Source organism: Lentzea sp. NPDC004789, from assembly GCF_053601075.1.
Genome location: NZ_JBSGBE010000029.1, coordinates 30,320 through 56,590 on the forward strand (window position 1 = coordinate 30,320; position 26,271 = coordinate 56,590).

A 26,271-nucleotide genomic window follows, 5' to 3' on the forward strand; every position below is an offset into this window, starting at 1 on the left:
GGTCTTCCTCGTTACTGGTGGGTTCCGCCGTCGACGCGGACCTCAGTTCCGGTGATGAACGCGCCGTCCTCGGAGGCGAGCATGGCGATGACTCCGGCGACGGTCTCCGGCGGCGCGAACCCCTCGCCGAGAGCGGGCTGGAGCTTCAGGAACAGCTGCCAGTCGACGTCTTGCGGCAGGTGCTGGACTGTCGTTTCGGTGATGCCGCTGCGGATGCTGCCGGGAGCGACGCACACCGCCCGCAGGCCCTGCTTCGAGTACTCCTGGGCGATGCAGTGCGTGAACGACTGGATGCCGCCCTTGCTGGCGGAGTAGGCCGCCATGTACGGGTGGGCGAAGGACGCGGACGTCGAGCTGAAGTTGACGACCACGCCGTTGCCGGTCTCGAGCAGAGCCGGCAACGCGGCGCGGGTGACCAGGAACGTGCCGGTGAGGTTGACCGCGATGATCCTGTTCCAGGTTTCGAGCGTGCACTCGTGCGTGTGAGCGCCTCGCAACATGCCGGCCGCGTTGACGAGCACGTCCAGGCCGCCGAGAGACTTCACGCTGTCCGAGACGACGGTGCCGACCGCCTCCTCGTTCGAGATGTCCAGCACGCCGGTGGTGAGACGGTCGGTGTCGGCCCGCTCGGCGGTGTCCTTGAGACCAGCTTCGTCCACGTCGACGGTGACGACGTGCGCGCCCTCGGAGAGGAGCCGCAGGACCGTCGCCTGGCCGATGCCGGAGGCACCTCCGGTGACGAGGACGCGCTTGCCGGTGAATCGCTGCACTTGTCGGTTTCCGTTCTCAGGTCAGCTCTTGCTGAGTTCGATCATGTCGGCGAGCGCGTCCGAGGACACGTGCATCCCGCTCTGGGTCAGGAAGTGGGTGAACTGCTTCATCGGCAGCGACGCGACCATGCGCATCTGGTCAGGGTTGTCCGCGGCCTGCCGTGCCTGCTCAGCGGTCATCCCCTCTTCGAGCGTGCGAATGATGACCGGGCCCACGATCGGGTGGCCGAACCAGTCCTCGACCGGGGAGTCGAGGCTCAGCTCACGCTTGATCACGTCTCCGACGAGGGTGATCTGTTCCTCGGCGACGACGACCGCGGCGTTCTCTCCGATTTGGACGGTGTAGTCACCGGAAGCGACCACCCAGCGGCCGAGCTCGATGTCGTAGTACGCGAAGGCGCGGCGGCCCAGCTTCAGGTCGACGGTGCGCGACTCTCCGGGCGCGAGCGCGATCTTGGTGAACGCGCGGAGCTCACGGGCGGGGCGGCGAACAGGACCCGCGCTGGTCGCGACGTAGACCTGCACGACGTGCTTGCCGGCGACGGGTCCGGTGTTGGTGACGGTCACCGACACGAGTGCGCTGTCATCACCCGTCGCTGTGACGGAGAGGCCGCTGGTCTCGAAGCTGGTGTAGGTCAGGCCGTGGCCGAACGGGTAGCGGACCTCGACCTCGGCGGTCTCGTAGTAGCGGTAGCCCACGAGCACGCCCTCGCCGTAGCGGACGTGCCCCTGTTCGCCGGGAAAGTTGAAGTAACTCGGGTTGTCCTGGAGACGGACCGGGATGGTCTCGGCGAGGCGGCCCGAGGGGGAGGCGATGCCGTACAAGAGATCCGCGATCGCGGCGCCACCGGCCTGGCCGAGCAGCCAGCAGTCGAGGATCGCGTCGACCTCGTCGTGCCAGCCCTCTAGTGAGACGACCCCGCCGTGCGACAGCACGACCACGGTCCGGCGGCTCACCGCTGCGACGCGACGGATCAGGTCCACCTGGTAGGAGGGCAGATCGATGGACTCGCGGTCGTATCCCTCGGACTCGTCGGCTTCCTTCAATCCGGCGAAGACGACGGTCACCTCCGCCTCACGGGCGATCGCCACCGCGTTGTCGTCGAGCCCGCGCGCGTAGCTGACCGATGTACCCAGTGCCCGGATCGCGTCGAGCGGGGTGTCGACGCGGGTCGGGTTCACGTGCGAGCTGCCGCCGCCCTGGAACCGTGCCTCCGCGGCGAACTCGCCGATGACCGCGACCTTGGCGTCGGGTGCGATGGGCAGCGCGGCCTGATCGTTCTTGAGCAGCACGGCGCATTCGGCGGCGAGTCGTTTCGCCAGAGCGTGGTGCGCGTCGACGTCGACCGCGCCGGTCGCCGGAGCCGCCAGCTTGGAGAGTTCCACGACCCGCCGCACGCTCTGGTCGACGACGGCCTCGTCGAGCTCCCCGCGCCGCACCGCGGCCACGATCTCGGCGTCGGTGACGCCGTTGGTGCCCGGCATCTCGAGGTCCAGTCCGGCGGCGAGCGCCGCGACCCGGTCGGCCACCGCGCCCCAGTCGGAGACGACCACGCCGTCGAAACCCCACTCATCGCGCAGGACGTCGGTGAGCAGCCAGCGGTGCTGCGACGCGTAGACGCCGTTGATCTTGTTGTAGGAGCACATGACCGTGGCCGGATGTGCTTCGGTGACGACCTTCTCGAAGGCCGGGAAGTAGATCTCGCGCAGCGTGCGTTCGTCGACGTCCGCGCTGACCCGCATCCGGTCGGTTTCCTGGTTGTTGGCGGCGAAGTGCTTGACCGACGCACCCACGCCCTCGTTCTGCAGGGCGCGCACGTGCGCGGCCCCGAGGGCTCCGCTCAGCAGCGGGTCCTCGGAGTAGTACTCGAAGTTGCGGCCGCACAACGGCGACCGCTTGATGTTCACGCCGGGGCCGAGGTTGACGGTGACGCCGGACGCGCGTGCCTCGCGGCCGATGGCGGCGCCGATCTCCGCGGCCACTTCGGGGTCCCAGCTGCTGCCGACGGCGGCCGCGGTGGGGAAGCAGGTGGCCGGTCGGCTGTCGTACACGCCCAGATGGTCGGACTCGGCGTCCTGGTGACGTAGCCCGTGCGGTCCGTCGACCAGGACCATGGACGGCACGTCGGCGATCGCCTTGGTGGTCCCGAAGTCCTTCCCGGACAGCAGCGACGCCTTCTCCTCCAGCGTGAGGTCGGCGGGATCGTGCTGTGACATTACCTGTTTCCTTCCTGGCCGACGGCGGCCATGAGGTCGTTCTCGAGTTCCGGCGAAGCGCCGGGCACGTGTTCGAGAACGATGTTGAGCGAGATGCTCGCCGCCTCCGGAGCCGAGGCGTCGAGGGGAATGCCGGGGAAGTGCTTGCCGAACGCCTCGGTGACGGCACGCCACACCTTGAGGTCCTGGGCGAGTGCCCGCAGCGGTGTGTCCATTGTGTACTCCGCAGGAGCTGAACCGGCGATGTCGTACTGCCAGCTGTGCTCCCCGGCCTCGATCTCGACGACGAGGCCGTCCGGGTGGAGCGGGAGCACGACGGTCGCGGTGGTGCCCTCCGGAATCCTCACGTCGAGGCGCAGCTGGTTCTCGCTGATGCGCCAGGCAACGGACGCGGGTCCGTGCACCGTGTCGTGGGTGACGGTCGCGTGGGTGAGGTCGCCGCCCGGTCGCGGTGCGATGCGCATCCTGCGGTAGCCGGGTTCGGCGGGGGACAGTCCGCCGACCACCTTGTGCAGCCAGTCGGCGACCGCACCGAGCGCGTAGTGGTTGAGTGACGTCATCCCGGACGGGTTGATCGTGCCGTCCGGCCGGATCGAGTCCCAGCGCTCCCAGATCGTCGTCGCTCCCATGGTGACCGGGTAGAGGAACGACGGGCAGCCGGTCTCCAGCAGCAGGAGGTAGGCCGCGTCGAGATGCCCGGTCCGGCCCAGCGCCTCGGTGACGAACGGGGTGCCGGCGAAGCCGGTGGAGATCCGGTAGCCGGCCTTGGCGACCAGCCCCGCCAGTTGCTCATCCGCCCTGACCTCTTGCTGCTTGTCGAGGATGTCGAAGCAGATCGCGAGGGCGAGCGCCGTGGCGGACTCGTTGGCCAGGCGGCCGGATGGGGTGACGTACTCGTGGCGGAAGGCGGTCCGCACCCGATCGGCGAGTGCCGCGAAGTGCTCGGCGTCGCCTGGTTCGCCCACCAGCCGCGCGGCCTTCGTGATCTCCGCGGTGGTGCGGCACAGGAAGGCCGACGCCACGAGGTGGCGGTCGGTCTTGCCTCCGGCCGGGTTGTCCATCGGTGCGTCCGGGTCGAGCCAATCGCCGAACTGGAAGCCCTTGTCCCACAAGCCGTTCTCGTTCAGCCGGGTCTCGACGTCCCGGATGAACGCGGACATGGACTCGTAGCTGCGCCGCAGGATCTCGACGTCGCCGTACTCGGTGTACAGGGTCCACGGCAGGCTGACCGCGACATCGCTCCACAGCGCGGTGGGGGAGCACGGCGTCGACAGCACGTCCGGGACCACCCAGGGGACGTAGCCCTTCTCGCGTTGTTCGGCCGCGAGGTCGGCCAGCCAGGAACCGAGAAGTCCGCGCACGTCGTAGAGGAAGGCCGCGGTCGGGCCGAAGGCGTTGAGGTCCCCGGTCCAGCCCAGCCGTTCGTCGCGTTGCGGGCAGTCGGTGGGGACGCCGACGAAGTTGTCCCGCATGGACCACACCACGTTGGCGTGCAGCTGGTTGAGCAGCTCGTTGGAGCACTCGAACCAACCGGTGCGGGTCATGTCGCTGTGGACCACGATCGCCGTGATGTCGTCAGCGGTGAGTGCGCCCGGATACCCGTCGACCTCGACGAAGCGGAAGCCGTGGAAGGTGAACCTCGGTTCCCACGTCTCCTCGCCGCCGCCGCGCAACGTGTACCTGTCCGTCGCCGCGGCGGTGCGCAAGGTCTCGGTGTTCAGTTCGCCGTCGACCAGGACCTCGGCGTGGCGCAGCGTCACGGTCTGTCCGGCCTGCCCGCGCACATTCAGTCTGACCCAGCCCGAGATGTTCTGCCCGAAGTCGACGATCGGCTTGCCGTCGCGGTTCTGCCGGATCGAGATCGGAGCGAGTTCCTGGGTCCGGCGAATCGGCGGCGCGCCAGTGGTGACGAGGGTGGCGAGATCCCAGTCGAACGACTCCACCGGCGCCCACGCGCTGTCGTCGAAACCGGGGAGGTCCCAGCCGACGGGTTCGAGCCGCGCGTCGTGCTCCTCGCCGTCGTACAGGCTGTTGGCGAGCACGGATCCGGTTCCGGTGGTGAACGACTCGTCCGTGCCGATGATCTCGACACGATCGTCGTACTCCAGGTCGAGCTGCAGGAACAGCCCTGGGCGGTCGGCGTAGTGGTTGCGCCTGCCCTCGTATCCGATCCGGCCGATCGCCCACCCCTCACCGACGACGGCGCCGACGGCGTTGGCCCCGGACATGATCTGGTCGGTGACGTCGTAGCTGCTCACCGCCAGCCGGTGCCGGTAGGCCGTCCAGCCGGGCGTCAGCACGTCGTCGCCCACACGAGCGCCGTTGAGATGGGCCTCGACCAACCCGATCGCGGTGACGTGCAACATCGCTCGGCGGGGAAGTTCGTCGAGGGTGAACGTGCGCCGGAAGTACGCCGCGGGCTCGCCGGGCTCGGTCCAGGACCTGGACGCGGTGATGAACCTGGCCTGCCAGGTGTGTGACACGGTGATCTCCTCAGCGAACGGACTTGACGCGCAGCACCATGAGTCCACTCAGGACGGTGCAGGCGGCGGCGACGAAGAACAGCAGGCTGTAGTTCTTCTCGGTGGCGGTCGCGCCGATGGCCAGGAACGCCGGTGCGGCAAGGGGAGCGACGGACTGCGGGACGCTGGTCGCGAAGCCGATGATGCCCATGAACCGGCCGGCCTCGCTCTCCCGCTCCGGCAGGACGTCCAGCACCAGCGCCTGGTCGACTGCGGAGAACATGCCGAGTGCGATCGATGTGATGAGCGATCCGGCGAACAGCACGGGCAGGTCGGAGGCGACAGCCATCACGACCGCGCCGAGTGCGTAGATGATTCCCGCGACGAGCACGAACACGCGACGCCTGCGCAGCCGGTCCGAGAGAAAACCGCCGCTCAGCGCTCCCGCGGAGGTGGCGAGAACCCCGAGCCCGGACAGGACGGCCATGGTGCCGGCCACCTCCTGCACCCCGACTCCCAGGCGCGAGGCGAGGAAGAACGCGATGAACGTCGTGTTGAGCGTCAGCCCGAAGTAGAACAGGAAGCGGCTGACCCAGGCCCAGGAGTAGTCCGGGTACCTGCGCGGGTCGAACACGTACTTGCGGCCGAGAGTGCGGATCGTCAGCGGGTCGCTGAACGTCATCCCGCGGCTGTCCGGCTCGTGCACCAGCAACACGAAGAGCGCCACCAGAACGGCGCCGATCGCGCCGGGCACCAGGAACAGCAGAAGCGGATCACCCGCGAAGCCGCCGGCGAGCGTCACGCCGACCACCGGTGCGACGAGAGTGCCGAACCCCACGAGACCGGCGACCTTGCCGCGCTGGGACTCCGGCAGGCGGTCGGCCTGCGAGTTCGTCAGGGCGCCGAGGGTCTGACCCCAGCTCAACTGGGCCAGGACCCAACCGGCCCCGAGCACGAGCACGCTGGGAGCGGTCGCCATGACCACCAGCGACACGATGCCGACGAGCGTGCCGACGATCATGAACGGCCGACGGCGGCCCAGCCGGGTGCGGGTGCGGTCACTGAGCACTCCCAGCAGTGGCCCCGCGACCACGACCGCGGCGGCGCCGGCACCCGTGATGTAGCCGAGGTACTGCTCGCGTCCTGGCGCGAGTTCGGCGACGCGGACCGACAGCGAGATCGCCAGGGGCGTGATGAACGCCGTGAACACGCCGAACTGGGCGAGCACCATCAACCAGATGTAACGGGCGGAGACCAAGGGCTGCTCCTCGCCCGGCGAGGGCTCGGGCGGGGTTGTCCCCGGAGGCTGCGGGACGGCGGACGCTTGGCTGTCGATCATGGCAGACTCCGTTGTCCAAAAGGCGAGGTCCAGGCTGTTAGCACGTGCTAGCGAAGCGCAGTGCGGTGATGCTAATCTCGCGCAGCTAGCACGTGCAAGCATCGTTCATGTTAAAACGTTTCAAACAATCGCGGAGGTCGACCGACGTGCCTGACGTGACGGCTGTGAAGCAGGCGCTGCGGGAGCAGCGCATCGAGACGCCGTCGTGGGCGTACGCGAACTCGGGCACCCGGTTCAAGGTGTTCGGGCAGCCCGGCGTGCCGCGCACGCCGGAGGAGAAGATCGCCGACGCGGCGACGGTGCACCGGTTCACCGGCGTGGCTCCGACCGTCGCGTTGCACATCCCGTGGGACCGCGTGGACGACTACGCCGCGTTGTCCAAGTACGCACGGGATCTGGGCGTCGAGATCGGTGCGATCAACACCAACGTGTTCCAGGACGAGGACTACAAGCTGGGGTCGGTGACCAACCCGGATCCGAGGATTCGCCGCAAGGCGACGGACCACCTCGTCGACGCGGTGTCCATCATGGACGAGATGGGCTCGCGCGACCTGAAGCTGTGGTTCTCCGACGGCATCAACTACCCCGGTCAGGACGACCTGCGCGATCGTCAGGACCGGCTCGCGGCGGCGCTGCGGGTGGCGTACGACCGGCTCGGCCCCGACCAGCGCATCCTGTTGGAGTACAAGCTGTTCGAACCGGCCTTCTACGCCACGGACGTGCCGGACTGGGGGACCTCCTACGCCCACTGCCTCGAGCTCGGGGACAAGGCGACGGTGTGCATCGACACCGGTCACCACGCGCCCGGCACGAACATCGAGTTCATCGTGGCGTTCCTGCTGAGGGCGGGGAAGCTGGGCGCGTTCGACTTCAACTCCCGCTTCTACGCCGACGACGACCTGATGGCCGGTGCCGCGGACCCGTTCCAGCTGTTCCGGATCATGTACGAGATCGTCCGCGGCGACGCGCTCGGCCCCGGCATCGCTTTCATGCTCGACCAGTGCCACAACATCGAGGCGAAGATCCCCGCGATCATCCGATCGGTGATGAACATCCAGGAGGCCACCGCCAAGGCGCTGCTGGTCGACCGGGACGCGCTGCGGATCGCCCAGCGGGAAGGCGATGTCCTCGGGGCGAACGCCGTGCTGATGGACGCCTACAACACCGACGTCCGGCCGTTGCTGGCCGAACTCCGGGAAGACGCCGGGCTCGACCCGGACCCCGTCGCGGCGTACCACCGCAGCGGCTACCAGCAGAAGATCGTGGCCGACCGCGCCGGCGGTGCTCAGGCCGGATGGGGAGCGTGACCACCATGACCGTGCCCGAGCAGCTCATCGCGCGCAGCAACGCGCTGGGCGCCGACCCGCGCAACACCAACTACGCCGGTGGCAACACCTCGGCCAAAGGCGTCACGACGGACCCGGTGACCGGTTCGCCCACGGAACTGTTGTGGGTCAAGGGATCCGGCGGTGATCTCGGCACGTTGACCGAGGCAGGACTGGCCGTGCTGCGGCTGGACCGGCTGCGTGCGCTCGTCGACGTCTACCCCGGGGTCGAGCGTGAGGACGAGATGGTCGCCGCGTTCGACTTCTGCCTGCACGGCAAGGGAGGCGCGGCGCCGTCGATCGACACGGTCATGCACGGGTTGGTGGATGCGGAGCACGTCGACCACCTGCACCCCGACTCCGGCATCGCACTCGCCACGGCTGCCGACGGCGCCGCCCTGACGAAGGAGTGCTTCGGCGACCGCGTCGTCTGGGTGGACTGGCGGCGCCCCGGTTTCCAGCTGGGGCTGGACATCGCCGCGGTCAAGTCGGCCAATCCTCAGGCGATCGGCGTGATCCTCGGCGGACACGGCATCACCGCGTGGGGCGCCACTTCCGAGGAATGTCAGCAGAACTCGCTGGAGATCATCCGGACCGCCGAGAGGTTCCTGACCGAGCGGGGCCACGCGGAACCGTTCGGCGCGGTGGTGCCCGGCTTCGAGGCCCTGCCCGAAACCGATCGGCGGGCTCGTGCGGCGGCTCTCGCGCCGTTGATCCGCGGGCTCGCCTCCACCGACCAGCGCGTGGTCGGGCACTACACCGACTCGGAGGCCGTGCTCGACTTCCTCTCGCGGGAGAAGCTCGGGCCGCTCGCCGAGCTGGGAACCTCGTGCCCCGACCACTTCCTGCGGACCAAGGTCCGCCCGCTGGTGGTGGACCTGCCGGGCACCGCGCCGCTAGAGGACGTGATCGCGCGGCTCAGGGAGCTGCACGCGGACTACCGCGACTCCTACCGCGCCTACTACGAGCGGCACGCGACCGCGGACTCCCCGGCGCTGCGCGGTGCCGATCCGGCGATCGTGCTGGTTCCCGGTGTCGGCATGTTCTCGTTCGGCCGCGACAAGCAGACGGCGCGCGTCGCCGGTGAGTTCTACGTCAACGCCATCAACGTCATGCGTGGCGCCGAGGCCGTGTCCTCCTACGCACCCATCCCGGAAAGCGAGAAGTTCCGAATCGAGTACTGGGCGCTGGAAGAGGCCAAGCTGCAGCGGATGCCGAAGCCGAAACCCCTCGCCGGGCGGATCGCCCTCGTGACCGGTGCGGGCTCGGGCATCGGCAGGGCCATCGCCCTGCGGCTCGCCGCCGAGGGCGCCTGCGTGGCGATCGCCGACCTCGACGCGGCGGCCGCTGTCCGGACGGCCGCCGAGATCGGCGACCAGGCCGTGGCGATCACCGCGGACGTCACCGACACGAACGCTGTGCAGTCGGCCGTGGACGCCACCTCGCTGGCGTTCGGTGGGCTCGACCTGGTCGTGAACAACGCCGGTCTGTCGATCTCGAAGCCCCTGTTGGAGACCACGGACCGCGACTGGGACCTCCAGCACGACGTGATGGCCAAGGGCTCATTCCTGGTCTCCAGGGCCTCGGCGAAAGCGATGATCGACCAGGGCATCGGCGGCGACATCGTCTACATCTCGTCGAAGAACTCCGTGTTCGCGGGACCGAACAACGTCGCCTACGGCGCCGCGAAGGCCGACCAGGCCCACCAGGTCCGGCTGCTGGCCGCCGAGCTCGGCGCTCACGGCATCCGGGTCAACGGGGTCAACCCCGATGGCGTGGTGCAGGGCTCCGGCATCTTCGCCGGAGGGTGGGGAGCCCAGCGCGCCGCCGTGTACGGCGTGCCGGAGGAGGAGCTGGGCGCGTTCTACGCCCAGCGCACGTTGCTCAAGCGGGAGGTGCTGCCCGAACACGTCGCCGCCGCCGTGTTCGCGCTCACCGGCGGTGACCTCGTCCAGACCACCGGTCTGCACATCCCCGTCGACGCGGGTGTCGCCGCGGGATTCCTGCGATGACCGTGCGCGTCGCGGCCGTCGACCTGGGTGCCACCAGTGGCAGAGTCATGGTGGGCACAGTCGGCACCGGCCGGCTCGTGCTCGAGGAAGCGCACCGGTTCCCGAACGGGCCGGTGCGCGTGGCCGGCCGCCGGAAGCCGACGCTGCACTGGGACGTCCTGGGCCTTTACGCCGAAGTCCTGGCAGGAATCCAGGCTGCTCACGCACAGACCCCGGTCGACGCGGTCGGCATCGACTCCTGGGCGGTCGACTACGGTCTGCTCGCCGCCGACGGCGCGTTGCTCGGCAACCCGGTGCACTACCGGGACGCTCGGACCGACGGCGTCATCGACCAGGTGCGTGCGGTGGTGCCGGATCGCGATCTCTACGCCACCACCGGGCTTCAGCAGCTTCCGTTCAACACGCTGTACCAGCTGGTGTCCGAACAGGACGGTCCACGGCTGCCCCACGCCGCCACGATGCTGATGGTTCCGGACCTGCTCGCCAACTGGCTGACCGGGCAGATCGGTGCCGAACACACGAACGCGTCGACGACCCAGCTCTACGACGTGCGCACGCGCGCCTGGGCGGGCGGACTCGCTGATGCGGTGGGTGTGCCGCGTGCACTGTTCCCTCCGCTGCGGTCAGCCGGGGACATGATCGGCCCGCTGCTGCCGGAGGTCGCGGACGAGTTCGGCCTGCCGACCCTGCCGGTGATCGCGGTCGGCTCGCACGACACCGCGTCGGCGGTCGTGGGCGTGCCCGCGGAAGCGGGAGCCAACTTCGCCTACATCTCGTCGGGCACTTGGTCGTTGGTGGGGGTCGAGCTCGACGCTCCCGTCCTGTCGGACGCCGCGATGGCGGCCAACTTCACCAATGAGGTGGGCGTCGACGGCAAGATCCGCTTCCTGCGCAACGTGATGGGCCTGTGGGTGCTGTCCGAGGCCGTGCGCACGTGGCGCGCTCGCGGCCACGAGGTGGATCTGCCGGACCTGCTCGCTCAAGCGGCCGAGGTTCCCCCGTTGCGTGCCGTGGTGGACATCAACGCACCGGAGTTCTTCCCGCCGGGCGACATGCCCGCCAGGATCGAGGACTCGTGCCGGGCCACCGGGCAGGAACCTCCGGTGACCCAGGCGGAGTTCGTGCGTTGTGTGCTGGACAGCCTGGCGCTGGCCTATCGGCGTGCGGTGCGAGAAGCCGCCGATCTGACCGGCCGGCCGATCGACGTCGTGCACGTCGTCGGGGGAGGGGCCCGCAACGAGCTGCTCTGCCGGCTGACCGCCGATGCCTGCGGGATTCCCGTGGTCGCAGGCCCTGTCGAGGCGACAGCGCTCGGCAACGTGCTCGTGCAGGCCCGTGCTCTCGGTGAGGATCTCCCGGATCTGGCAGCGATGCGCGCGTTGATCCGGAGCACTCACCTCACACGCAGGTACACCCCTTCGCCGCAGGCTGCGCTGTGGGAAGGGGCGGAGATGCCGTGAAGGTCGCGCTCCTAATCACCTGCGTCAACGACGCGCTGTTCCCCGAGACCGGCAAGTCCGTCGTCCGGTTGCTGCACCGGCTCGGGGTCGACGTGGAGTTCCCGGACGCTCAGACGTGCTGCGGTCAGCCGATGGTGAACACCGGCTACCTTGACGAGGCCGTGCCCGTCGTGCGCACTTTCGCCAAGGCGTTCGACGGGTACGACGCGATCGTGACACCGTCCGGTTCGTGTGCCGGGTCCGTCCGGCACCAGCACGGGATCGTGGCTCGCCGGGGCAACGACGAACGACTCGCAGCGGCATCGTCGAAGGTGTTCGAGCTGTCGGAGTTCCTCCTCGACGTGCTGGGCGTCGAGGACGTCGGCGCCTACTTCCCGCACCGCGTCACTTATCACCCGACCTGCCACTCGTTGCGGATGCTGCGGGTGGGCGACCGGCCGCTGCGCCTGCTGCGGGCTGTTCGCGGCATCGACCTGGTCGAGCTGCCCGCAGGGGACGAATGCTGCGGGTTCGGCGGCACGTTCGCCCTCAAGAACGCCGACACCTCCGTCGCGATGGGCGCCGACAAGGCGCGGCACGTCCGGGACACCGGGGCCGAGGTCCTCGTCGCGGGCGACAACTCCTGTCTCATGCACATAGGCGGCCTGCTCTCCCGGCAGCGGTCCGGAGTGAGGGTGATGCACTTGGCCGACGTCCTGGCCGGCACGGAGGGGGACCGGTGACGTTCCTCGGCATGCCGCCGTTCCCCCAGGCGGCCCGCGAAGCCCTCGGCAACACGCAGCTCAGGCGAAACCTCGCCCACGCCACGGCCACGATCCGTGCCAAGCGGGCGGCGGTGGTCGCCGAGGTGCCCGAGTGGGAAGACCTGCGCCGAGCCGGCGCCGCCATCAAGGGCAACACCCTCCGGCAACTCGACCAGCACCTCCTCCGGCTGGAACAGTCGCTGACCGATCGCGGAGTCACGGTCCACTGGGCGCGGGACGCCGCCGAGGCGTGCGCCGTGGTCGGCCGCATCGCACGCAGTCACGGCGTCGACGAAGTGGTCAAGGTCAAGTCCATGGCGACGCAGGAGATCGGGCTCAACGAGGCACTCGCCGCTCAAGGCGTCACCGCGTGGGAGACCGACCTCGCCGAGCTCGTCGTGCAGCTCGGTGACGATCTGCCCAGCCACATCCTGGTGCCCGCGATCCACCGCAACCGCGCGGAGATCCGCGAGATCTTCCTGTCCAAGATGGACGGAACCGGCCCCGAGCTGAGCGATGAACCGGCCGAGCTGGCCGCAGCGGCCCGGCGGCACCTGCGGCAGAAGTTCCTCTCGGCGAGGATGGCGGTCTCCGGCGCGAACTTCGCCGTCGCCGACGCCGGAACGCTCGTGGTCGTCGAGTCCGAGGGCAACGGCCGGATGTGCCTCACCCTGCCGGAGATCCTCGTCTCGGTCGTCGGCATCGAGAAGGTCGTGCCCACGTGGGCCGATCTCGACGTGTTCCTCCAGCTCCTTCCGCGCTCGAGCACCGGCGAGCGGATGAACCCGTACACCTCCACGTGGTCCGGTGTGACACCGGGCGACGGACCGCAGGAGATGCACGTCGTCCTGCTGGACAACGGCCGCACCCGTGCGCTGGCCGACGAGATCGGCCGCCAGGCGCTGAGGTGCATCCGGTGTTCCGCCTGTCTCAACGTCTGCCCGGTGTACGAAAGGACCGGCGGGCACGCGTACGGGTCTGTGTACCCCGGTCCTATCGGCGCGATCCTCAACCCGTTGCTCAAAGGTGTGGGAACGGACGCCCAAACCGACTCACTGCCCTACGCGTCGAGTTTGTGCGGTGCCTGCTTCGACGCCTGCCCGGTCAGGATCGACATCCCCGAGGTGCTGGTCCACCTGCGGTCGCAGGTCGTGGACGTCCGTCGCGGACCACGACCGCACGCCGAGGCGGTGGCGATGAAGGCGGCGTCGTGGACGTTGGGCAGGTCCGGCCGGCTGCGGATCGCCGAACGCGTGTCAGCGGTGTTCAGCAGGCTGGGCCGGAGGCGTCTTCCCGGTGGGCGGCGCGCTGTGGCGAGACTGCCCTGGCCCGGTTCACTGTGGACGGACGCCCGCGATCTCCCCGCGCCGCCGACGGAGTCGTTCAGAAGGTGGTGGAGGCGCGATGAACGCTCGTGACGAGATCCTGGCCGCGGTCCGTGGCGCACTTGCGCAGGCCCGATCGGAGGAGAGCGATGTGCCCGACGTCCACCGGATCCCGGTCCGGCTGCCGGACCTGGTCGGGCTCTTCATCGAGCGGGTCACCGACTACGGCGTGGTCGTGCGCCGGTGTGCGAAATCCGAGGTGGCCCGCGCGATCGCGGAAGCCCTCGCCGACGCGAAGACCGTCGCCGTGCCGGACGATTTTCCCCACCCGGTCACCGGGCCGGCGCCGTCCGGCCCGCACACCGCCGATGCCGTGGTGACCACGGTGGCCGTCGGCATCGCCGACACGGGAACTGTGGTGCTCGACCACGGACCTGGTCAGGGCCCCAGGGTCTACTCCCTGCTGCCGGACATCCACGTCTGCGTCGTGCGCAGCGACCAGATCGTGCCCGGCGTGCCGGCCGCTGTCTCGGGACTGGACCCGCTGCGCGCCCAGACGTGGATCAGCGGCCCGAGCGCGACCAGCGACATCGAACTCGACCGGGTGGAAGGCGTGCACGGACCGAGAAGCCTGCGGGTGGTCGTCGTCGACGTGTGATCCGTCAGGACGCGGTGGACTCGCGGGCGACCACCGCCGTCGCGGCGTCGACAACGTCGCCGGACAGCGGCTGGCCAGTGGCCGCGTGGAGTGCCAGTTCGGCCAGGTGCCGTCCGAGGCCCGCGTAGTCGATCCGGATGCTCGAGATCGAGGGGACGAACAACGCGGTGTACGGGCTGTCGTCGTGCCCGATGACGGCGAGGTCGGCGGGAACCTCCCGGCCCGCGCGGATGGCTGCGCCGATCACCCTGGCAGCGCTGTCGTCGTTGTAGGCCACGACACCCGTCACGTCCCCCTGCAACCAGTCCTGGACCGCCTGCCCCGCAGCGTCCGGACCGCCGTCCACCGTTCGGACGACCAGCGGCGGCAGTCCCGAGGCCGCAGCGGCCTCCTGAGCCGCCGCCAGCCGCGACTCGACCAGACCGGACACCCGCGGGTCGCTCGTCGCGGCGAACCCGAGGCGCTCGTGGCCGTGGGCACGCAGGTGCTCGACCTGCAGGCGCGGACCGTCGTGCAGACCGAGCGGGTCAGGCGTCGACGGGTTCGGCTCAATCCCGGGGACGATCTTCGTAACACCACAGCCCTGCATCGCCGTCACTTCGTCGGGAGTGAACGGCGCGAAACCCACCACCACTTCGGGATCGAGCAGCTCCCAGAGCGGGCGCGCCGTCCCCACCGGATGATGCGTCTGGGTGACGAGCGAGTACCCGGCCTCTTCCAGGGTGTGCGAGGCCTCCTCGACGCACTTGCTGACGCTGAAGTCGACCGGCCAGTCCGGGATGATCAGCAGGATCAGCCTGCTGCTGCCGCGACGCAGTGCCTGGGCGGCCGTGTGCGGGCGATAACCGAGGCGTGCAGCCTCTGCCAGGACGCGGTTCCTGGTCGCCTCGGAGATCCTTTGTTCGGTCGTTCCGTTGAGCACGAACCCCACCGTGGCCCTGGAAAGCCCCAACGACCGCGCGACGTCCGCGGCCGTCACGCGCTTGCCCGCCTTCGTCCCCACGTCCACCCTCTCGCCACACGACTACTTGCACGTGCTAGCCGTGAGATTAGCATCCGAGAGCAGTGTTCCGCTTTGCTGCGAACTGGTCTGTGGCGCCGCAGCCATTGCAACGAAATCCTTGCGGGCCCGGCGTGGATCGGTCGAACGTCGACGGCAGTGGAAATCAATGACCGTTGGCGGCGATGGCGACGTGCTTCCACTGCTCCCAGGTGTCCAGCCGGGACTGGTAGAGGCCTGGGACGATCATGGTGGGCATCGTGCCGAAGAAGACCCGCAGGGGCGGCTGTTCGGCGTCGACGACGTCCAGCAGGGCCGGTCCGGCGGCGACCGGGTCGCCGATCAGCTCTGGTGGCGTCTGCTTGCCGCGATCGGCCATGGCCTGACGGATCGGGTCGTACTGGGGCTGCGGTTCGGCGCGCACCGCGCTGGAGCCGGACCAGTCGGTGGCGAAGCCGCCGGGTTCGACGAGGGTGACTTTGATGCCGAACGGCGCGACCTCCTGGGCGAGTGACTCGCTCAGGCCCTCGAGGGCCCACTTGGAGGCGTGGTAGCCGCCGAGGCTGGGGAACGCGGCAACGCCGCCGACGGTGGAGATCTGCACGATGTGGCCGCTGCCTTGCTTGCGCAGCAGCGGAAGGACGGCCTGGGTGACGTGCAGGACGCCGAACAGGTTGACCTCGAGCTGGTCGCGCAGTTGCTGCTCGGTGATCTCCTCGATCGCGCCGAAGAGCCCGTAGCCGGCGTTGTTGACCACGACGTCGAGGCGTCCGAAGTGGGCGCTGGCCTGCTCGACCGCGGCGAGGCCACCGGTGCGGTCGGTGACGTCGAGCTGGAGCGGCAGGACGGCGTCGCCGAACTCCTCGACGAGGTCGTCGACGTCGCCGAGCTTCCGGGCGGTCGCGGTCACTTTGTCGCCCCGGCCCAGTGCCGCCTTGGCGAACTCCTTGCCGAACCCGCGCCCGGCGCCGGTGATGAACCAGATCTTGGTCATGAATACCTCCTTGATGGCTGACGCCACCGTACGCCAAATCTGTCACTCGGTGTCAAGTGTGGCGTGTGATGCTACTCTTGGAGAGTGGAGTCACTGTCGCTGCGTGAGCGCACCCGCTTGGCCGTGCGTCAGCAGCTGCTCGACACAGCCCTGGCGCTGTTCCTCGAACGGGGCTACGAGGCGACCACGGTGGACGAGATCGCGGCGGCGGCCGGGATGTCCAAGCGCAGCTTCTTCCGCTACTTCGGCAGCAAGGAAGACGTGATCCTCGGCAAGCACGAACGCCTGGGGGAACAGTTCGTCGACGCCCTGCGCGCTCGACCGCTCGACGAGCCGCTGTGGACGTCGCTGCGGCGGATGTTCGACGACGTCGTCGATTACATGACGGATCCGGCGCAGGCCGCCGGCGCGGCGGAGCTCCAGCGGGTGATCAACGGTTCGGCGGCACTGCGCGCGGCCTACCTGGACCGGATGCTCGGGAACCAGTCCCGCATCGCCGACGCCGCCCGGGAACGAGCCCGCGAAGCAGGCCACGGCTGGGACGACGCGGATCCGGCTCCACTCGCGCTGGTGGGCGCGGCATTCGCCTGCCTCACCGCGGCGAACGCCTCAGCCGCAGCCGGCGGTGGGCCGTTGCACGAGGCTCTTGACCGGGCCATGGCCGCAGTCGGCCCACTCGCCTGAACCGTGACATCCATCGACAACGCTGACCAGCGCGGTCTTCACGACCGTCACGTCAGTTGTTCGCGGGCACGCCGGTGGCGCACCGCATGAACGCGTCGAAAGGTGCGGTTGGGCAGCGTGTTGTGCAGGAAGATCATGGGCTTGGCGCCGAAGCCGACGGCGTAACGCGCTGTCGGCGATGATCTTCTCGACACCGCCTACCTCGCCCACCCCGAACGGTTCGTCCACAAGACACAGAGCCGCCGAAGCTGCCCGGTGTCGTCTGGATCAACAAGCCCGAGAACAAGGAGGACCCGCGGTGGCAGGCCCGCTGTCGTGGCGGTGGAGGGCTTGGCTGTCATGCCAGCCGGAGCTGGAGGCGAGCTCGATGGCCCGGGCAATCGTCGACCCGCGGAAGCCCAGCCGTTCGATGATCGGGCGGAACAGCCCTGGGGCCTTGGCGGTCAGCGTCAGGGTCTTGGGCACCACGATGAGCTCGGCGCGGCGTTCGATGCCGGTGACGATGCCGGTGACAACTGTGGACAGCGGGACCATCTTCCACAGGCCTTTGTCGTTGCCGTCCCACAGCATCTGCCCGGCGGGGTCGGCGACCACATCATCCATCAGGGGCGTTTTGAAGAACGTCGGATGGGCGCTGCCCACACCCACACCCAGGTGGCGCAGCTCCAGCCGGATGGAATCGCACAGGGCCCACACGCCGGCCTTGCTGGCGGTGTAGGAGGCCTGCAGCGGCGAGTGCACGAAGGCGGCCATGGAGGAGACGGCCAGCAGGTATCCCTGCTGCTGTTCCACATACGGCAATGCTGCGCGGAAGGTGCGCCAGACCCCGGTGAGGTTGACATCGATCACCCGCTCGAACGCCTCAGGGTCGAGGGTGGCCATCGGGGCCATGGTGTCGATGCCGGCGTTGGCGATCACCACGTCGATGCGTCCGAAGTCCGCGGCGGCCTGGGCCATGGCCGTGTGCAGGCTGGCCGGGTCGCGCACATCGGCACGCCAGCCCCTGGCGACAGTGGCGCCACCGAGGGCCTGGGCCTGGGCCGCGCTGGCCTCGAGATCGAGGTCGAGTAAGGCCAGGTTGGCGCCCCGGGCGCGTAGCGCCTGGGCCAGAGCGGCACCCAGACCGCCGGTGGAGCCGGTGAGGACGACGGTGCGTCCGGTGAGGTCGTAGCGGGGCATGATCAGGGTCTTTCTCGGTTGATCAGGATGCGGGGGGAGGCGTGGGCCGGCTGGCCGGGTGCGTCCAGCTGTCGGCGGGTGTGCCGGTCGTGTCTTCGAGCTGTTGCACCAGCCGGCGGATCTGGGGGTGGCGTTCGACGATGAGGTCGGTCAGGGGGTTGAGGATGACGCGCAGGGCCGAGATCGGCTGCCAGCGGCGGGGTACCACGATGCGCGGCGAGCGGTTCTCGATACCGCGCACGACCTTCTCGGCGACCTGCTCGGGGGTGATGGTCTTGCCGAGGACGGAGGGGTAGGCGGTCTCGCGCAGTTTGGTGACGATCTCATGGCCGCCGAAGGCGACCTCGGCGATGGGCGTCTGCACCCAGCCGGGGTAGAGCACCCCCGCGGTGGCCTGGTGGACGCTCAACTCGGCGCGCAGCGCCCGTCCGAACTGCTCGACTCCGGCCTTGGACATCGCGTACGGGGCGTTGACCATGCCGTTGAAGTAGGCATAGGTCGAGGCGGTGACCAGCACGTGGCCGCGGGCGGCGATGATGTGCGGCAGCGCGGCGCGGACCGTGCGCCACACGCCCAGCAGGTCGACTTCCACGACCCGTTCGAAGGTGGCCGGGTCGATGGTGGCGATCGTCGCCGGCGGGTCGGCGGCGATGCCCGCATTGGCGAAGACGACATCCAGCCCCCCGAACCGCTCCACGGTGCGCTCCACGGCATCGGCGAGTGCGGCGGGGTCGGTCACATCCACGCTCAGGGCCAGCGCCCGGTCGTAGCCGAGCTCGCGGGCCAGGGTCGAGACGCCGCGGAGGCCCAGGTCGGTCAGTACTATCTTGGCTCCGTGGGCATGCAGGGCCCTGGCGCTGGCGGCGCCGATGCCTCCGGCGGCGCGGGTGATGAAGACGGTCTTGTTCGCTACCGGGTATGTGGACATGTCTGACTCACTTCGTGGCTGGTGTGAGCGGGCAGGGCGCTTCAGGAGGCGGCTGGGGCGGGGGTAACCGGGACGTGCCGGGTCAGGAAGGCGAGCTGGTCGGCCACGACGCGTTCGAACGCTTCGCCGAGGTAGATGTCGAAGTGGTCTTCGGCATAGAGCCGGACCTCGCGGCGGGGTGCGGTGCGGGCATGGCGCAGGTTGGTTTCGTCGACATCAGTGGCACACACGATCCAGCCTTGGCGGGCGGAGCGCTGGGCGGCTTCCGCTCCGATTCCTGCGCCGGCGCCGGTGATGACAACGGTGCGGGACATGGCCGGTCAGACGAAAACGCCGTCGAGGAAGGCGGCTTGCTCGCCGACGAAGGTCTCGAACAGTTCCCCGGTGTAAGGCTCGAAGTGCCCGGTCTCGTGGATGGCCAGTGTGACATTCGGGTTGCGGCGGGCCGCCTTGATCGCCGCGAGTGGCGGGGTGGTGCGGTCGCGGGAGCCGACCTGGACCAAGGCGGGAATCTCCAGCCGGCGCAACGCTTTCCTGGGCGAGTACAGACCGACCCGCAGCGCGAAACGGGCGGCGACGCGCTGGTCGAACGACAGGCCCGGTGGCACCAGCGCCAGGTACCCCTGAGCCTCGGGCGCGGTCATGAGGGCGAGCGATCCAGGCGGTCCGGACGCAGGCACGTAGTGCGGAGACCTGTTCAGTAGCGCGCGGCCGGCGTCGAGTACGCCGTGCCCGGCCAGGCGGAGCGACTGCCGCGGGCCCAACGCGAGAGTGGAGGCGAGCCCGTCGACGTGGGGAACCTGCGCCATGACGGCCGCCGCCCGCAGCTTCGCCGCCACGGCGAGGACGTGGCCGCCGGACAGCGACGACCCCCACAACGCGATCCGTCCGGAGTCGACCTCGGGCAGGCTCCGAGCGAAGCGAACCGCCGCCGCCCAGTCCTCGTGCTGGTGTCGGATGTCCAGCAGTTGCCGCGGCGTACCTGCACTGGCACCGAAGTGGCGGTAGTCGAACACGACCACCTGGTAGCCGGCCATGGCGAAGCGCTCGGCGTAGGCGTCCAGGCGCATCTCCTTGACCCCGGCCAGACCGTGGGCCATGACGACGCACGGCGCGGGCTCGTCTCGGTCGGCGCGGTAGAGCCAGCCCGCGCAGCGCTCACCTCCCGGTGTGAAGGTGATGTCCCGGCGTGCGGGTTTGCGGGCGTCGCTGGAGGTCATCGATTCGCTCCTCGGCACTGAGGCGGTACGCCGACAACGGTGCCGGGAGCAGACCGCCCGTGTCTTGACTCCAGACGACAAAAACTTGACTTCAGACGACAGCGGATCGGTCTTGCCCTCGGGTGCGCACCGCCCGCGGGCTCTCTCCGAACCAGCGGCGGCACGAGCGGCTCAGGCAGCTCTGCTCGGAGTACCCGAGCAGAGCTGCGATGTGGCCGAGCGGAAGGTCCGACTCCAGCAGGTACCGCTCAGCGCGTTCGCGACGCACCTCGTCCACCAGCTGTTCGAAGGTCGTCCGGTGGCCGCCCAGCCGGCGTTGCAACGTCCGCGGGTGAAGTCCCAGATGGGCCGCTATCGTTTCGATCCCCGTGCCGCCGGTGGGCAGACTGCGCGCCACGAGGTGCCGGACCTGGGTCAGCAGGCGGCCGGCGGGATCGGTTGGCGCGGCGTCGAGGTAGTGCTGGACGAGAACGGCGAGCTGCGCATCGTCGGCGAGGTGCCGGGCGAGCTCGGACGCGTGGAAGTCGAAGCCGCAGAAGTCCTGGTCGGCCTTCGGGCGACAACCGAAGAACTCGAGGTAGCGGGCCGCCGTGGAGATGGCGGTGTGGGGGAGCGACACCGCGACCGGCCGGAACTGATCGCCGATGAGCATCCGGAGCACCCGGAGGGCGACACCAAGGGCGAGCTCGTTCGTCTGCGCCCGCAGTACGGGCGAGGACGCCAAGATGGTGAAGCGGAACCGCACCGTCCTGGCGTCCAGCTCGTCGAAGTCGATCCGCAGAGCCGGGCTGTACACCGCGAGATACCGGGCGAATCCCCGCAGTGCCTCCCCCACCGTGGCGGCATGACGCGCGATCAGAGCGACCGGCCCGAGGATCTCGACACCTTGTCGTTCCGACAGCCGCAGCCCGAAATCCGGGCACGCCAGTTCAGCCGCCGCTGTCTCGATGGCTCGCACCACTGATGGGAACGGAAGGAACGCCTCCGAATCCCCGATCAGCGCCGGATCCAGGCGCAATCGCCGCAGCGCTGCCGAGCTGTCACCCCCGAGCTCGTCAACGAGCTCGGGGAAGCCCTGCAGCGCGCTGGCCCGGATGAGGTCCATGACTCGCAGTATCGCTGGTCGCAGCTTTAGCGGAGCGGTAGCGGCACGAAGACGTGGTCCAAACAGAGCCGGCGCGACCGCTCCTGCGGGTGGGCCCTGACCGCCGCACACCGTCCCACCGGTCGAGGTGCGGCGAACCTCGACTCGCCCACCGGCCCCGGTGCGTCGCCCAACGACCGGCTCGAGGAACTTCTACCTGCACAACCTGCTCGGCAACCCGGTCGAGACCGCGGTCGCGGCGGCGCGAGCGAGGCGGTTCGATGCGTTCACCGCGGTGGTCTGCCGGCCCGTACCGATGGGAGCGGAGACAAGGTGCGCGGTGGTGGTCGCTCGCCGACGTTCGGAGTTGACATCTCGCCACCGCTACCCCTGGCCGCAGGGCCGAGCGGCCAGGGGTAGCGGTCGACGCCGCGGCAGCAGGCGAGAACCGGGTCGTCCGGTCAGGCCCGGTTCAGTTGCCACTGCTGGTTGGCCCCGCCGTTGGCGGCCCACTGCACGACCTGCGCCCCGTCGCTCGTCGCCGCACCGTAGACGTCCGCCACCAGTCCGCTGTCGTGGCTGACGATGGTGTAGTAGCCGTTGCCGGTGGACCGCAGATACCACATCTGGTTGGTGCCGCCGTTGGCCGTCCACTGCTGCAGTTGCAGCCCGGCCGTGCTGCTGTTGGCGTTGACGTCGAGCACCTTTCCGCTCGGGACGTACTGGAGGGTGTAGGAGCCGTCGGAGGTCGTGGCGATGGTCCAGGTGGCGGTGCCGCTCTGCTGGACCACCTTGGCACCGTCCGCGGTGGAGTTGCCCGCGACAGCGAGCGGCTTGCCGCTGTTGCGGTTGACGATGCGGTAGGTGCCCGGTGCGGGTCCGTCTCCGCCGCTTCCGGCGAGGTTGAAGTACTCCACCGCGTCGGTGAAGACGGGGCTACCGGACTTCGTGGTCGACAGCTGCAGGTACACGCGGTTGCCGGTGGCCGGGGTGGTGAAGGACACCGGCTGGGTGACCCGCGAGCCGAGCGGGACGGTCAGGGTCGTGCTTCCGGACGCGACGACCGCGCCGTCCGGCGCGTCGAGCCGCGCCGTCCAGGTGAAGCCCACCGAAGTGTCGGCGAGGTCGTCGTTGAAGACGGTGATGTTGCGGGTCACCGTGGCGTTCCGGGCGTAGTTGGGCACGGCCTGCGGCAGAGGGAAGGTGCCGTTGGAGTCCGAGACGCCGGAGGCGGACCAGAACGGCAGGTCGACCGCGGCCACCGGGTTGAACGCCGCCTGCACGCGCTGGATCTGCGGGTTGCTCCAGGGGTCCGGGAGGTTGTCCGCGCCGTAGATGGGGCGACCGCCCTCCTCTGGGGTGAAGTCGCCGGTGCGCACTCCGGGCACGACGCTGGCCCAGGCGGACAGCAGCGTGTACGGACGCAGGTCGGTGGCGTTCTTGCCGCGCTTGGCCAGGGTTGCCGTGGCGAACCACTCGAAGCCCTGCTTGTTGTTGCACGCCGGCCAGATGTACTCGCCCTCGCCGTCGGGCCGCCCATTCACGGTTTTCAGGCCCTCCCCGTACCTGCCGAAGCCGTCGACGTAGTGCGGGATCACCGCGAAGTTGGCGTACGTCATCCCGGGATACCCGTTGAGATTCCCGTCGACGCCCACCTCGGCAATGACCGGCCGGGTGCCGTCGTTGCCGTTGATCGCCGCGTACAGGTCCTTCTCGAACTGTTCGGAATCCTGGCCGCTCTGGTTCGGCTCGTTGGCCTGACTCCAGCGGATGACCGCGGGGTGGTTGCGGTCGCGCAGGACCAGCGCACGGGCGTGGTTGACCATGTTGTCGTGCCCGGCGATCCAGTCCTGCTTGCCGGAGGAGCCGCGAATCGCGGTCTCGCCGATGATCATCAGGCCCATCTCGTCGGCGACGTCCAACATGTACGGGCTCGCGGGCTCCTGGTGGATGCGCAGCACGTTGAAGTTGAGCCGCTGGTAGTTGTCCACCGCCTGCGGCCAGCCGCCGTTGCCGGGCGACGGGGGCAGGAAGCCGGGCAGGGTGTCGTAAGCGTCGCCCTTGCCGCCGTTGTTGATCCGGTCGTAGTCGGCACCCTGGAGGTTGTCGCCGCGGAAGTTCACGCGCACGCCGTTGAGGTAGTAGTAGTCACCGTTCTGGGTGGCCTCCCGGAACCCGAACCGGTACGTGGCGTCGCTGGTGTGCCCGTCATCGGCGACGGCATGCACCGCCAGCCGGTGCAGCTGCGCCCTGTACCCCGACCGGTACGGCACGTTGGGCCACCAGTACGAGGTGCTGTCGAGGTTCCACGCGACCGGCCCGACGGTCACGGTCACGGTCGAGTTGGCCGCCACGGTGACCGTACGGCTGGGCAGTTCCGGGTAGCTGAAAGCCGTTCCGTTGCTGGACGACAGCGACCCGGTCAACGTGACCGACCGGGAACTGCCCGACGTGTTACGCACCGACACGTCGTAGCTCAACGTCTTGTTCGCCACCGACGTACGCACGAACGTGTCGCTGACGTACACCGCCGGGTACGTCCGCAGGAACGCGGACCGGAAGATCCCCTGCGGTATCGCCTCGGACCAGTCGGCGGCGTCGGGCACCAGGTACCGGCCGTTGGATGCCTTCAACGCGCCGCGGCCCTTCACGGCGACGCTGATCGTGTGGGTGCTACCGGGGGCCGCGTAGGCGGTGATGTCGAAATTCGACGGCGTGAACGACGTGGTCTGCGTCGCCACCACCCGGCCGTCGACCGACAGCGTCGCCTGGTGATTGACCGCCCCGAACTCGATCCACGTCGACTGCGGCTGCCCTGAGTCGGGCACGGTGATGGTGCCCGAGTACACCGCCTCGTTCACGTCGGTGAAGCCCTGCTTGTACCAGCCGCCGCCGGGCACCGTGATCGAGGTCGCCCCCCGACCCGCCGGCGTGAAACCCCACGTCCCGGCCAGGTCGACCGAGGCGATCGCGGTGGCGCCGGCAGCTGCGGCCGCGGGGGCTGGCTGTGTTGCGACGGCCTGCTGTCCTGCGGCGACGGGTTGTACCGTGCCGATGGTCGCGAGGAGTGTGGCGCCGGCCAGCGCTGCGCGGGCGAAGCGCTGGGATAGCGTGCGAGGGCTGTTCTGACGCATCAAGAAATCCCTTTCGCGGGTGTCGCGTCTACGGCGATACACCGAGCATCGGACCCATCGTCACTACCGCCGGGGCCGCCGAAATGGAAAGGTCCACATGGACTTGTCTACCGGTTCCATGCCCGCGGAGCGGGGCATCGGTCGGTAAGTAATCGTGGGGACGGCGCAGCCTGGTGTCACACCAATAAAACTATGACAGACAAGAAGGGTCAAAGCTAAATCTGAGCGCTAACTTTGAGCACTCCGACAAAGAAGAGTCCGACCAGGGATCATCGCCGTGACAGGTCGCCGGACCGGTCGGGAAGTTGCTCCGTTCGGCCCGCCGGGCGACCTGTGCCGGCGAGAAGGCCTCACCGTAAATAGTCCGCCGATCGGCGGTCAACGCTGTGGGTGCCAGAACTCTGCACACATGCGTTGAGCTGCGGTGGATAGGCTCTGTTGTTCGGTCGGCATGATCGTGGGTGTGACGCTGCGACTGCTGTACCTCATCTTCGTCAAGCTAGGTGGCTGGCTGGTTCTGCTCGGCCGGTCTTCGGCGGTCAAGGACGTCGAGCTGTTGGTGTTGCGGCATGAGGTCGCGGTGTTGCGTCGTGGCAATCGGCGTCCTCGGTTGGATTGGGCTGATCGTGCGGTGCTGGCCGCGTTGGTGCGGCGACTACCTCGCTGGCTACGGGAGCACCGGTTGGTGTCCCCAGGCACTGTGCTGCGGTGGCATCGGCGGTTGGTCGCCAAGAAGTGGACCTACCCGAACCGGACTGGGCGACCGCGGGTCGACGAAACCGTCGTGGCGTTGATCGAGCGCATGGCGCGTGAAAACACGGGCTGGGGTTACCGCCGTATCCAAGGTGAACTGCTCAAGCTCGGCCATCGGACGGCCGCGTCGACTGTTCGTCGTGTGCTGAAGCGTCTTCGGATTCCGCCTTCGCCGACACGGGATACCGACACGGCGTGGCGGCGGTTCCTGCGTGCTCAAGCGGCGAGCATGCTGGCGTGCGACTTCTTCCACGTCGACTGCGCCGCCACGTTGAAACGGGTGTACGTGTTCTTCGTGATGGAGGTCGGCACCCGCTACGTCCACATCCTCGGCACCACCACCCACCCGGACGGGCGCTGGACCACCCAGCAGGCTCGCAATCTCCTTATGACCCTCGGCGATGGCGCCAGTGACTTTCGATTCCTGGTTCGTGACAGGGCCGGCCAGTTCACAGCGTCGTTCGATGCCGTTCTCGCTGACGCCGGGATAGACGTCGTGAAGATCCCGCCGCGGTGTCCGCGGGCGAACTGCTACGCGGAGCGGTTTGTCGGCACCGTCAGACGCGAGCTCACCGACCGGCTGCTCATCATCAACGAGCCACACCTCAAGTCAGTGCTGAACCGCTACGTGTCCCACTACAACCACCGTCGACCACATCAAGCGCGACACCACACCCCACCGAAACCTGACCACCCGACTGCAGAGCCCGGCCGTAGATCCGTACGCCGCCGGCGAGTACTCGGCGGCTTGATCAACGAGTACGAGCCTGCGGCAGCCTGAATAGGCAGGTCAGGGGAACGTCGGCGTCAAGCTGAGGGAGTCCACGCCGGAGAGTCTCAGCGACCTCTACCGGAAGCTTGACCTGCAGATCAGCTACTCACACAAAAGCCGCGAGGCTGATGTTTCCATCAACCTCGCGGCCAGTGTGGATAATGCTTATGTCCGAGGACGATCTTGCTCGCTAAACACACGCCTTTTCTAGG

Annotated in this window: 20 protein-coding genes; 8 read left to right on the forward strand and 12 right to left on the reverse strand. The window is 68.8% G+C overall.

Annotation, left to right across the window (positions count from 1 at the left end; translation table 11 throughout):
• Nucleotides 1-11: 11 nt before the first annotated feature.
• Genes ACWEIJ_RS41280 through ACWEIJ_RS41295 form a run of 4 tightly spaced genes read right to left on the reverse strand, consistent with a single transcriptional unit; the run spans nt 12 to nt 6,788 of the window.
• A complete protein-coding gene (locus tag ACWEIJ_RS41280) occupies nt 12-770 on the reverse strand; it encodes an SDR family NAD(P)-dependent oxidoreductase (protein WP_449842745.1) in 759 nt (252 codons plus the stop codon).
• Between the two features lie 21 nt (nt 771-791).
• A complete protein-coding gene (locus tag ACWEIJ_RS41285) occupies nt 792-2,987 on the reverse strand; it encodes a glycoside hydrolase family 3 C-terminal domain-containing protein (RefSeq protein ID WP_449842746.1) in 2,196 nt (731 codons plus the stop codon).
• Nucleotides 2,987-5,470: a glycoside hydrolase family 78 protein gene (locus ACWEIJ_RS41290; RefSeq protein WP_449842747.1), complete on the reverse strand. Its 2,484-nt coding sequence runs from the start codon at nt 5,468-5,470 to the stop codon at nt 2,987-2,989. The genes ACWEIJ_RS41285 and ACWEIJ_RS41290 overlap by 1 nt, the downstream gene beginning before the upstream one ends.
• A gap of 10 nt (nt 5,471-5,480) precedes the next feature.
• Nucleotides 5,481-6,788: an MFS transporter gene (locus ACWEIJ_RS41295; RefSeq protein WP_449842748.1), complete on the reverse strand. Its 1,308-nt coding sequence runs from the start codon at nt 6,786-6,788 to the stop codon at nt 5,481-5,483.
• Between the two features lie 107 nt (nt 6,789-6,895).
• Between ACWEIJ_RS41295 and rhaI the strand changes: the two genes are divergently transcribed.
• Genes rhaI through ACWEIJ_RS41325 form a run of 6 tightly spaced genes read left to right on the forward strand, consistent with a single transcriptional unit; the run spans nt 6,896 to nt 14,311 of the window.
• The gene (rhaI, locus tag ACWEIJ_RS41300; protein ID WP_449842749.1) at nt 6,896-8,095 is read left to right on the forward strand and encodes an L-rhamnose isomerase; all 1,200 of its coding nucleotides are present in this window, start codon (nt 6,896-6,898) and stop codon (nt 8,093-8,095) included.
• Nucleotides 8,096-8,100: 5 nt separating this feature from the next.
• A complete protein-coding gene (locus tag ACWEIJ_RS41305) occupies nt 8,101-10,125 on the forward strand; it encodes a bifunctional aldolase/short-chain dehydrogenase (RefSeq protein WP_449842750.1) in 2,025 nt (674 codons plus the stop codon).
• Nucleotides 10,122-11,585, forward strand: coding sequence for a rhamnulokinase (locus tag ACWEIJ_RS41310; RefSeq protein ID WP_449842751.1), 1,464 nt, complete (start codon nt 10,122-10,124; stop codon nt 11,583-11,585). Before ACWEIJ_RS41305 ends, ACWEIJ_RS41310 begins: the two co-directional genes overlap by 4 nt.
• Nucleotides 11,582-12,307 carry a (Fe-S)-binding protein gene (locus ACWEIJ_RS41315; RefSeq protein ID WP_449842752.1) on the forward strand — a complete coding sequence of 242 codons (726 nt, stop codon included), beginning with the start codon at nt 11,582-11,584 and terminating at the stop codon, nt 12,305-12,307. Before ACWEIJ_RS41310 ends, ACWEIJ_RS41315 begins: the two co-directional genes overlap by 4 nt.
• Before the next feature lie 11 nt (nt 12,308-12,318).
• On the forward strand, nt 12,319-13,746 hold the full coding sequence (locus ACWEIJ_RS41320; RefSeq protein WP_449842809.1) for a LutB/LldF family L-lactate oxidation iron-sulfur protein: 1,428 nt from the start codon (nt 12,319-12,321) through the stop codon (nt 13,744-13,746).
• The gene (locus ACWEIJ_RS41325; RefSeq protein WP_449842753.1) at nt 13,733-14,311 is read left to right on the forward strand and encodes a LutC/YkgG family protein; all 579 of its coding nucleotides are present in this window, start codon (nt 13,733-13,735) and stop codon (nt 14,309-14,311) included. The genes ACWEIJ_RS41320 and ACWEIJ_RS41325 overlap by 14 nt, the downstream gene beginning before the upstream one ends.
• 4 nt (nt 14,312-14,315) lie before the next feature.
• Here the strand turns inward: ACWEIJ_RS41325 and ACWEIJ_RS41330 are convergent, their stop codons facing one another.
• Both ACWEIJ_RS41330 and ACWEIJ_RS41335 read right to left on the reverse strand, forming a co-directional pair.
• A complete protein-coding gene (locus ACWEIJ_RS41330; protein ID WP_449842754.1) occupies nt 14,316-15,314 on the reverse strand; it encodes a LacI family DNA-binding transcriptional regulator in 999 nt (332 codons plus the stop codon).
• 163 nt (nt 15,315-15,477) lie between these two features.
• Nucleotides 15,478-16,305 carry an SDR family oxidoreductase gene (locus ACWEIJ_RS41335; RefSeq protein WP_449842755.1) on the reverse strand — a complete coding sequence of 276 codons (828 nt, stop codon included), beginning with the start codon at nt 16,303-16,305 and terminating at the stop codon, nt 15,478-15,480.
• Between the two features lie 84 nt (nt 16,306-16,389).
• Here ACWEIJ_RS41335 and ACWEIJ_RS41340 point away from each other — a divergent pair, with 84 nt between their 5' ends.
• The gene (locus tag ACWEIJ_RS41340) at nt 16,390-16,989 is read left to right on the forward strand and encodes a TetR/AcrR family transcriptional regulator (RefSeq protein ID WP_449842756.1); all 600 of its coding nucleotides are present in this window, start codon (nt 16,390-16,392) and stop codon (nt 16,987-16,989) included.
• 267 nt (nt 16,990-17,256) lie between these two features.
• On the opposite strand, the gene ACWEIJ_RS41345 is transcribed toward ACWEIJ_RS41340, so the two are convergent.
• The 6 genes from ACWEIJ_RS41345 to ACWEIJ_RS41370 all read right to left on the reverse strand — a co-directional run bounded on the left by ACWEIJ_RS41345 (nt 17,257) and on the right by ACWEIJ_RS41370 (nt 24,534).
• Nucleotides 17,257-18,168 (reverse strand): SDR family NAD(P)-dependent oxidoreductase, encoded by a 912-nt coding sequence (locus tag ACWEIJ_RS41345; protein WP_449842757.1) that lies wholly within the window; start codon nt 18,166-18,168, stop codon nt 17,257-17,259.
• A gap of 22 nt (nt 18,169-18,190) precedes the next feature.
• Nucleotides 18,191-19,096, reverse strand: a complete 906-nt coding sequence (locus ACWEIJ_RS41350; RefSeq protein ID WP_449842758.1) for a short-chain dehydrogenase/reductase — start codon at nt 19,094-19,096, stop codon at nt 18,191-18,193.
• 41 nt (nt 19,097-19,137) lie between these two features.
• On the reverse strand, nt 19,138-19,410 hold the full coding sequence (locus tag ACWEIJ_RS41355) for an SDR family NAD(P)-dependent oxidoreductase (RefSeq protein WP_449842759.1): 273 nt from the start codon (nt 19,408-19,410) through the stop codon (nt 19,138-19,140).
• A 6-nt stretch (nt 19,411-19,416) separates the two neighbouring features.
• Nucleotides 19,417-20,316, reverse strand: a complete 900-nt coding sequence (locus tag ACWEIJ_RS41360) for an alpha/beta hydrolase (protein WP_449842760.1) — start codon at nt 20,314-20,316, stop codon at nt 19,417-19,419.
• 91 nt (nt 20,317-20,407) lie between these two features.
• Entirely contained in the window at nt 20,408-21,421 is a 1,014-nt protein-coding gene (locus ACWEIJ_RS41365; protein ID WP_449842761.1) for an AraC family transcriptional regulator, read from the reverse strand.
• Between the two features lie 440 nt (nt 21,422-21,861).
• A complete protein-coding gene (locus tag ACWEIJ_RS41370; protein WP_449842762.1) occupies nt 21,862-24,534 on the reverse strand; it encodes an RICIN domain-containing protein in 2,673 nt (890 codons plus the stop codon).
• 463 nt (nt 24,535-24,997) lie between these two features.
• Between ACWEIJ_RS41370 and ACWEIJ_RS41375 the strand changes: the two genes are divergently transcribed.
• Nucleotides 24,998-26,068 (forward strand): integrase core domain-containing protein, encoded by a 1,071-nt coding sequence (locus ACWEIJ_RS41375; protein WP_449842763.1) that lies wholly within the window; start codon nt 24,998-25,000, stop codon nt 26,066-26,068.
• Nucleotides 26,069-26,271 lie beyond the last annotated feature (203 nt).